This window comes from Curtobacterium sp. B8, assembly GCF_000333315.1.
Lineage (GTDB): Bacteria > Actinomycetota > Actinomycetes > Actinomycetales > Microbacteriaceae > Curtobacterium > Curtobacterium luteum.
In genome coordinates this window covers 1-7,052 of sequence record NZ_BACW01000473.1, presented here as the reverse complement: position 1 = coordinate 7,052, position 7,052 = coordinate 1, and the positions used below count along the sequence as shown (strand labels likewise).

Below are 7,052 nucleotides of genomic sequence, written 5' to 3'. Positions count from 1 at the left end.
GGCCCGCCGGCCCGGCCCTTCCCGCCCCGGCCCGGCGCCCTCGGTTGCGTCTGCGCCTCGTGCCGGGCGCCTCGTGCCGGGTGCCTCGCGCCGGGTCAGCCGAGCGCGGCCAGCGCGGCCGGGATCGGCGTGTTGCCGCTCGTGACCTCGAACTGCACGCCGACCGCGAGGTCGTCGACGAGCGCGTGCAGCACCAGGGCCGCGACGTCCGCGCGGGGGATCGTGCCGCGCGGGACGGTGCGACCGACGTCGACGGTGCCCTGTGGCGGGGTGTCGAGGAGGCCGCCCGGCCGGATGATCGTCCACCGGAGGTTCCGGGCGCGGATGTTCGCGTCCGCCTCCGCCTTCGCGCGCAGGTAGACCTGGAACACGTCGGCGTCGCTGTGCGCGGGCACGACGGCACGCTCCGCGTCGTAGGAGTCCGCCGCCATCGCGGAGATCATCACGTACCGCTGGACGCCCAGGCGCTCCGCTGCGTCGGCGAGCAGCAGTGCGGCATCTCGGTCGACCGTGAGCTTCCGCTCCGCGCCGCTGTTCGGACCGGCGCCTGCGGCGAAGACGACCGCGTCGATGCCGCGGAGGCGCAGGGCGAGCTCGTCGTCGTCGAGCTGCTCGAGGTCTGCCACGAGTGCGGTCGCGCCCTGCTGCTCGACGTCCGGCACGTGTGCGGGGTTCCGGACGATCGAGACGGCGTCGTGTCCGGCATCGGTGAGCTGACGGGCGAGGAGGAGGGCGATCTGCCCGTGGCCTCCGGCGATGGCGATCTTCATGTGTCCGATACTGCCCGTCGCTTCCGGTAGACTTCCGGAGGCTCCTCACGTGACGCCATCCAGGCCAACTCCCCCAGGGCGGAAACGCAGCAAGGGTAACCGGGCTCTGGCGGGTGCGTGAGGAGTCTTCTCGTGTCCGGGGCGACCTGCGACCGGACCTGTGGACACGGCTGGTGGTGTCGGCGGTGCCGACTACCCTTGGGGGCGTGGTCACCGCCCTGTATCGCCGTTACCGGCCCGAGAACTTCGCCGAGCTGATCGGGCAGTCCCAGGTCACCGATCCGCTGCGCACCGCGCTGCGGACGAACCGGGTCAACCACGCCTACCTGTTCAGCGGCCCGCGCGGCTGTGGCAAGACGACGTCGGCGCGCATCCTCGCGCGCTGCCTGAACTGCGCCGAGGGACCCACGGACATGCCCTGCGGCGTGTGCCCGAGCTGCGTCGAGCTCGCGCGCGGCGGCAGCGGCTCGCTCGACGTGATCGAGATCGACGCGGCGAGCCACAACGGCGTCGACGACGCCCGTGACCTCCGCGACCGCGCCGTCTTCGCGCCCGCTCGTGACCGCTACAAGATCTTCATCCTCGACGAGGCCCACATGGTCACGCCGCAGGGGTTCAACGCCCTGCTCAAGCTCGTCGAGGAGCCGCCCGAGCACGTCAAGTTCATCTTCGCGACGACCGAGCCCGAGAAGGTCATCGGCACCATCCGGTCGCGCACCCACCACTACCCGTTCCGGCTCGTGCCGCCGGCGGCGATGCTCGAGTACGTCGAGCAGCTGTGCCAGCAGGAGTCCGTCGCGGTCGCGCCGGGCGTGCTGCCGCTCGTCGTCCGGGCCGGCGGAGGTTCCGTCCGCGACACCCTCTCCCTGCTCGACCAGCTCATCGCCGGGAGCGAGGACGGCGCGATCGCCTACGAGCGGGCCGTCGCGCTGCTCGGCTACACAGACGCCGCGCTGCTCGACGACGTCGTCGACGCGCTCGCCGTGGCCGACCCGGCATCGGCGTTCGCCGCGGTCGACCGCGTGGTGCAGACCGGGCAGGATCCGCGGCGCTTCGTGGAGGACCTGCTCGAGCGCCTCCGCGACCTCATCGTCGTCGCGGCCACGAACGAGAGCGCCGCGGCCGTGCTCCGCGGAGTGTCGCCGGAAGAGCTCGACACCATGAGTCGGCAGGCCGGCGTGTTCGGTGCCACGGGCCTCTCGCGTGCGGCCGACATCGCGAACCGGGCGCTGACCGAGATGACCGGCGCGACCTCGCCTCGGCTGCACCTCGAGCTCATGACCGCGCGCATCCTCGTGCCCGAAGCCGACGACAGCCAGCGCGGAGCACTCGCCCGCGTCGAGCGACTCGAGCGTCGCGTCGGGGTCGGCGACGCCGGTGGGCACCAGGCGGAGCCCGTCCGAGCCGCTCCGGCCTCCACCGGGACGCCCCGGGCGGCCGCTCCCGCGACGGGTCCGGCGAGCCAGGCGACCCCGGCCGCAGCGACCGAGCGGACCGCGCCGGCGGCAACGGCTGCTGCCCCGGCCACGACGGGTGCCACCGCGGCCACACCGAACCGGGACGTTGCGGCCCCCACGCCCGCGTCCGAGCCCGCAGTCGACCCCGCCTCCACGGTCCGTGACGCCACCGCGTCCTGGGCCGCCGCCGTGCCGAGTGCACCGGCTCCCGAGCCCGAGCAGACGCCGTCGGCTCCGCAGTCGGGCGAGCGTCCGACGGCTCCGGTGAGTTCCTCGTCCACCGGGCAGGGCACCGCCGTCGGCGACGAGCCGGCCGTGCAGCCCGTCGGTGTCGTCGGCTTCCAGCAGATGCGTGATGCGTGGCCGCAGGTGGTCGAGCACGTCCAGCGTGCGAAGCGTTCGGCGTGGTCGGTCGTGGTGACGGCGCAGGTGACCGCGTTGCGCGACGACGTGCTCACGCTCACGTTCCCGAGCCAGCAGGACGTCGCGTCGTTCAAGGAGATGTCCGACCCGTCGGCGAGCGTGAGCGAACTGCTCCGCGCGGCGATCCTCGACGTCCTCGGGATCCGCGTGAAGTTCGTGGCGCGTGGGCCGGCCGCGGCCGGGGCGCCGGTGGCGAGCACGCGGCAGGCACCGGCGCAGCGGCAGGCGACCCAGCCGCGGGGCACGCCGCCGCAGAGCACGCCGCCGCAGGGCACGCAGCCGCAGGGCACCCAGCAGCCGGACGCGCGGCAGTCGCCCTCGCAGCAGCAGCCGCGCACCCAGCAGCAGGCTCCGGCACCCCAGACGTCCGGACAGCCGGACCGCTCGTCAGCGCCCGCCCGGCCGTCCGGTCAGCAAGCAGCGAGCACGCCGGCGCCGGATTCCGGAGCCCCCGTCACGGAATGGGCCGTGGCCACCATCCCGACCGGCGACCCGACGGCCGGGGCGGTCCCCGAGTCCGTCGAGCCCACGTGGGCCGCCCCCTTCGGCCAGACCGAACCCGGCGCCACCGTGGCCCCCGCCGAGCCCCAGCGTCCGGCCGACCCCGCGATCGACGCCGCCCTCGCCGCGCAGCTCCGTCCCGCGTCGTCGTTCTCGGCCCCGTCGCCGACCGCGGCACCGGCGACGACCTCCGCTCCTGAGGCGCCCGCGGCCGGCACGACGACGCCGCCTCCCGCCGCCGCACCGACTCCCGCCGCCGCACCGGCAACGGCACCGGCCGTCGCGCCGGCGCCGGGACCGTCGGCCGACGTCCCGGTCGACGACTACCCGCTCGACGACGAACCGTACGACGACGGCGCGCCGTTCCCCGACCCCGGGTACGGGAAGTCCGGTGCGGCTCCGAGCGCCGACACCGACCCGAACGGCAACGCCCCGGCGACCGGCAACGCCGCACCTCCTGCGCCACGGACCGGAGCCGCGCCACGGACCGGAGCCGCGCCACGGACCGCAGCCGCGCCCCGGACGGCACCCGCACCGCAGGTCCGTCGCACCGCCGTCGCGGGACGCTACGGTGAGGCCGTCGTCCGTGAGATCCTCGGCGCCCAGTTCATCGAGGAGACCGCGCTCCACGAGGACGGTGCCTGATGTACGACGGCATCGTGCAGGACCTCATCGACGAGTTCGGGCGACTCCCGGGCATCGGCCCCAAGTCGGCGCAGCGGATCGCCTTCCACATCCTCCAGACCGAGTCATTCGATCCGACCCGACTCTCCGAGCTCCTCGCGGACGTCAAGGAGAAGGTCCGGTTCTGCGAGGTGTGCGGCAACGTCACCGAATCGGAGCGCTGCAGCATCTGCCGCGACCCGCGTCGCTCGCCGACCGTGATCTGCGTGGTGGAAGAGGCCAAGGACGTCGCCGCGATCGAGCGGACCCGGGAGTTCCGTGGTCTGTACCACGTCCTGGGCGGCGCGATCAGTCCGATCGACGGCGTCGGGCCGGACGACCTCCGCATCCAGCAGCTCATGACCCGGCTCGCCGACGGCACCGTGGACGAGGTCATCATCGCCACCGACCCGAACCTCGAGGGCGAAGCGACCGCGACGTACCTCAGTCGGCTGCTCGTCCCGATGGGCATCCGGACGACACGGCTCGCATCGGGTCTGCCGGTCGGGGGTGACCTGGAGTACGCGGACGAGGTCACCCTGGGGCGTGCCTTCGAAGGGCGTCGGCTGGTCGGTGGCTGACCGAGTCCGGCGGCTGCGCCGGACCGGGCACGCTGACGCACCGAGCCGGCCTGCCGGAGCCTGCCCGCTGACGCACCGAGCCGGCCTGCCGGAACCTGCCCGCTGTCGCACCGAGCCGGCCGCGCTGGCCCCACAGCCCGGTCGCGCCCCGGCAGCCACGCAGGATCCTTGCGTCGGCCCCCGCTCCGACGCAACATCCCGGAAACACCCTCTACGATTGTCGGAACCGCGCGGTCAGCGCGACCGCCCCGTCCCCAGGAGTACCAACCCGTGGCCTTGATCGTCCAGAAGTTCGGTGGATCGTCCGTCGCGGACGCCGAGAGCATCAAGCGCGTGGCGAAGCGGATCGTCCAGACGAAGAAGGCCGGCAACGACGTCGTCGTGGCCGTCTCGGCGATGGGCGACACCACCGACGAGCTCGTCGACCTCGCGCACTCGGTGACCCCGATCCCCGCCGGGCGTGAGCTCGACATGCTCCTCACCGCGGGGGAGCGCATCTCGATGGCGCTGCTCGCGATGGCGATCAAGAGCCTCGGCGTCGAAGCCTCGTCGTACACCGGCAGCCAGGCCGGCATGCTCACGGACGCGCAGCACGGCAAGGCCCGGATCGTCGACGTCACCCCGAAGCGCGTGCGTGAGGCGCTCGACGCCGGACACGTGGCGATCGTCGCCGGGTTCCAGGGCTTCAACCGCACCACCGGCGAGATCACGACGCTCGGCCGCGGTGGATCGGACACGACGGCCGTCGCGCTCGCAGCCGCGCTCGACGCCGACGTCTGCGAGATCTACACCGACGTGGACGGCATCTTCACCGCCGACCCCCGCGTCGTGCCCCGTGCCCGCAAGGTCGACCGCATCACCAGCGAGGAGATGCTCGAGCTGGCGGCGTCCGGCGCGAAGGTCCTCTACATCCGTGCCGTCGAGTACGCCCGTCGGCACGGCGTCACGCTCCACGTCCGCTCGTCGTTCTCCAACGCCGAGGGCACCATTGTCTACAACCCTGCAGAGGGGGAAACCGTGGAAGAACCGATCATCACCGGCATCGCCGGAGACCTCTCCGAGGGCAAGATCACCGTCGTCGGCGTGCCCGACACCCCGGGCAAGGCCGCCGAGATCTTCACGATCGTGGCCCGGGCCGGCGCGAACATCGACATGATCGTGCAGAACGTGTCCGAGGCCGTCACCGGCCGCACCGACATCTCGTTCACCCTGCCGAAGGACCAGGGGCAGGGCGTGCTCACCGCGCTCGAGGTCGCCAAGGCCGACATCGGGTACGAGAGCATCCAGTACGACGACCAGATCGGCAAGCTCGCGCTGGTCGGCGCCGGCATGCGCACGAACGCCGGCGTCTCGGCGCAGCTGTTCCGCGCCCTGCACGAAGCGTCGATCAACATCGAGATGATCTCGACGTCGGAGATCCGGATCTCGGTCGTCACCCGCGCCGACACCCTCAACGACGCCGTCCGCGTCGTGCACGAGGCGTTCGGCCTCGACGGCGAGACCGACGCCGTCGTCTACGCCGGCACCGGCCGCTGAGTCCGCACCTAGATCGACCAGGAGCACCACATGAGCAACCCCACCGTCGCCGTCGTCGGCGCCACCGGGCAGGTCGGAGCGGTCATGCGCCGGCTGCTCGAGGAGCGCGCGTTCCCGGCCGACCGCGTCCGGTTCTTCGCGAGCGCCCGGTCCGCCGGGACGACCCTGGCGTTCCGCGGCGAGGAGATCCTCGTCGAGGACTCCGAGACCGCCGACCCGGCCGGTATCGACATCGCCCTGTTCTCGGCGGGCGCGACCGCCTCGCGTGCTCTGGCACCGAAGTTCGCGGCAGCCGGAGCGGTCGTCGTCGACAACTCGAGCGCCTGGCGGATGGACCCGGAGGTCCCGCTGGTCGTGAGCGAGGTCAACCCACACGCGATCGACGACGCCCCGAAGGGCATCATCGCCAACCCGAACTGCACGACGATGGCGATCATGCCGGTCCTCAAGGTGCTCGACGCCGAGGCCGGGCTGCGTCGCCTGGTGGCCACGACGTACCAGGCCGTGAGCGGTTCCGGACTCGCCGGGGTCGAGGAACTCCTCGGCCAGGCACGTGCCGCGCTCGAGCAGGACACCGCTGCGCTCACGCACGACGGCTCCGCGGTCACGTTCCCGGAGCCCGTGAAGTACGTGCGCCCGATCGCGTTCGACGTCGTCCCGCTCGCCGGCAGCATCGTCGAGGACGGCCTCGGCGAGACCGACGAGGAGAAGAAGCTCCGCAACGAGAGCCGCAAGATCCTCGAGCTGCCCGAACTCCTGGTCGCCGGCACGTGCGTCCGGGTCCCCGTCTTCACCGGCCACTCCATCTCGGTGAACGCCGAGTTCGAACGTCCGCTGACGCCCGAGCGCGCGACCGAGATCCTCGCGAGTGCTCCCGGTGTCGAGCTCTCGGACGTCCCCACGCCGCTGCAGGCCGCCGGTCAGGACCCGTCGTTCGTCGGTCGGATCCGCGCCGACCAGTCCGCGCCCGAGGGGCACGGCCTGGCGCTGTTCGTGAGCAACGACAACCTCCGCAAGGGCGCCGCCCTGAACGCGGTGCAGATCGCGGAGGCGATCGTCGCACGTCGCACCGTCGCCGCGTAGCGGAACCCGGCCTGGCCCGGACCACCGGACGGACGGGA

Annotated in this window: 4 protein-coding genes, 1 other RNA gene and 1 pseudogene; 5 read left to right on the top strand and 1 reads right to left on the bottom strand. The window is 72.7% G+C overall.

All coding sequences use genetic code 11. The annotated features are described in order from the left end of the window. Nucleotides 1–95 precede the first annotated feature (95 nt). Nucleotides 96–770 (bottom strand): NAD(P)H-binding protein, encoded by a 675-nt coding sequence (locus tag I59_RS12090; RefSeq protein ID WP_022904084.1) that lies wholly within the window; start codon nt 768–770, stop codon nt 96–98. A 36-nt stretch (nt 771–806) separates the two neighbouring features. On the opposite strand from I59_RS12090, the gene ffs reads away from it, so the two are divergent. The 5 genes and pseudogenes from ffs (at nt 807) to I59_RS12070 (ending at nt 7,014) form a co-directional block, all read left to right on the top strand. Next, an RNA gene (gene ffs / locus I59_RS21480) (signal recognition particle sRNA small type) lies at nt 807–903 on the top strand. Between the two features lie 73 nt (nt 904–976). Next, the gene (locus tag I59_RS12085) at nt 977–3,796 is read left to right on the top strand and encodes a DNA polymerase III subunit gamma and tau (RefSeq protein WP_022904083.1); all 2,820 of its coding nucleotides are present in this window, start codon (nt 977–979) and stop codon (nt 3,794–3,796) included. Beyond that, complete coding sequence (recR, locus tag I59_RS12080; protein ID WP_022904082.1) at nt 3,796–4,395, top strand: recombination mediator RecR; 600 nt, start codon at nt 3,796–3,798, stop codon at nt 4,393–4,395. Before I59_RS12085 ends, recR begins: the two co-directional genes overlap by 1 nt. Nucleotides 4,396–4,665: 270 nt before the next feature. Next, nucleotides 4,666–5,868: pseudogene (locus tag I59_RS12075) on the top strand (aspartate kinase); the annotation flags it as partial. Between the two features lie 93 nt (nt 5,869–5,961). Continuing rightward, nucleotides 5,962–7,014 (top strand): aspartate-semialdehyde dehydrogenase, encoded by a 1,053-nt coding sequence (locus tag I59_RS12070; protein WP_022904080.1) that lies wholly within the window; start codon nt 5,962–5,964, stop codon nt 7,012–7,014. The last annotated feature ends 38 nt before the right edge of the window (nt 7,015–7,052 follow it).

Excerpts from the sequence above, each read along its gene's own strand:
- I59_RS12090 (WP_022904084.1), bottom strand. The coding sequence starts at position 770 with ATGAAGATCGCCATCGCCGGAGGCCACGGGCAGATCGCCCTCCTCCTC.
- recR (WP_022904082.1), top strand. The coding sequence starts at position 3,796 with ATGTACGACGGCATCGTGCAGGACCTCATCGACGAGTTCGGGCGACTC.
- I59_RS12070 (WP_022904080.1), top strand. The coding sequence starts at position 5,962 with ATGAGCAACCCCACCGTCGCCGTCGTCGGCGCCACCGGGCAGGTCGGA.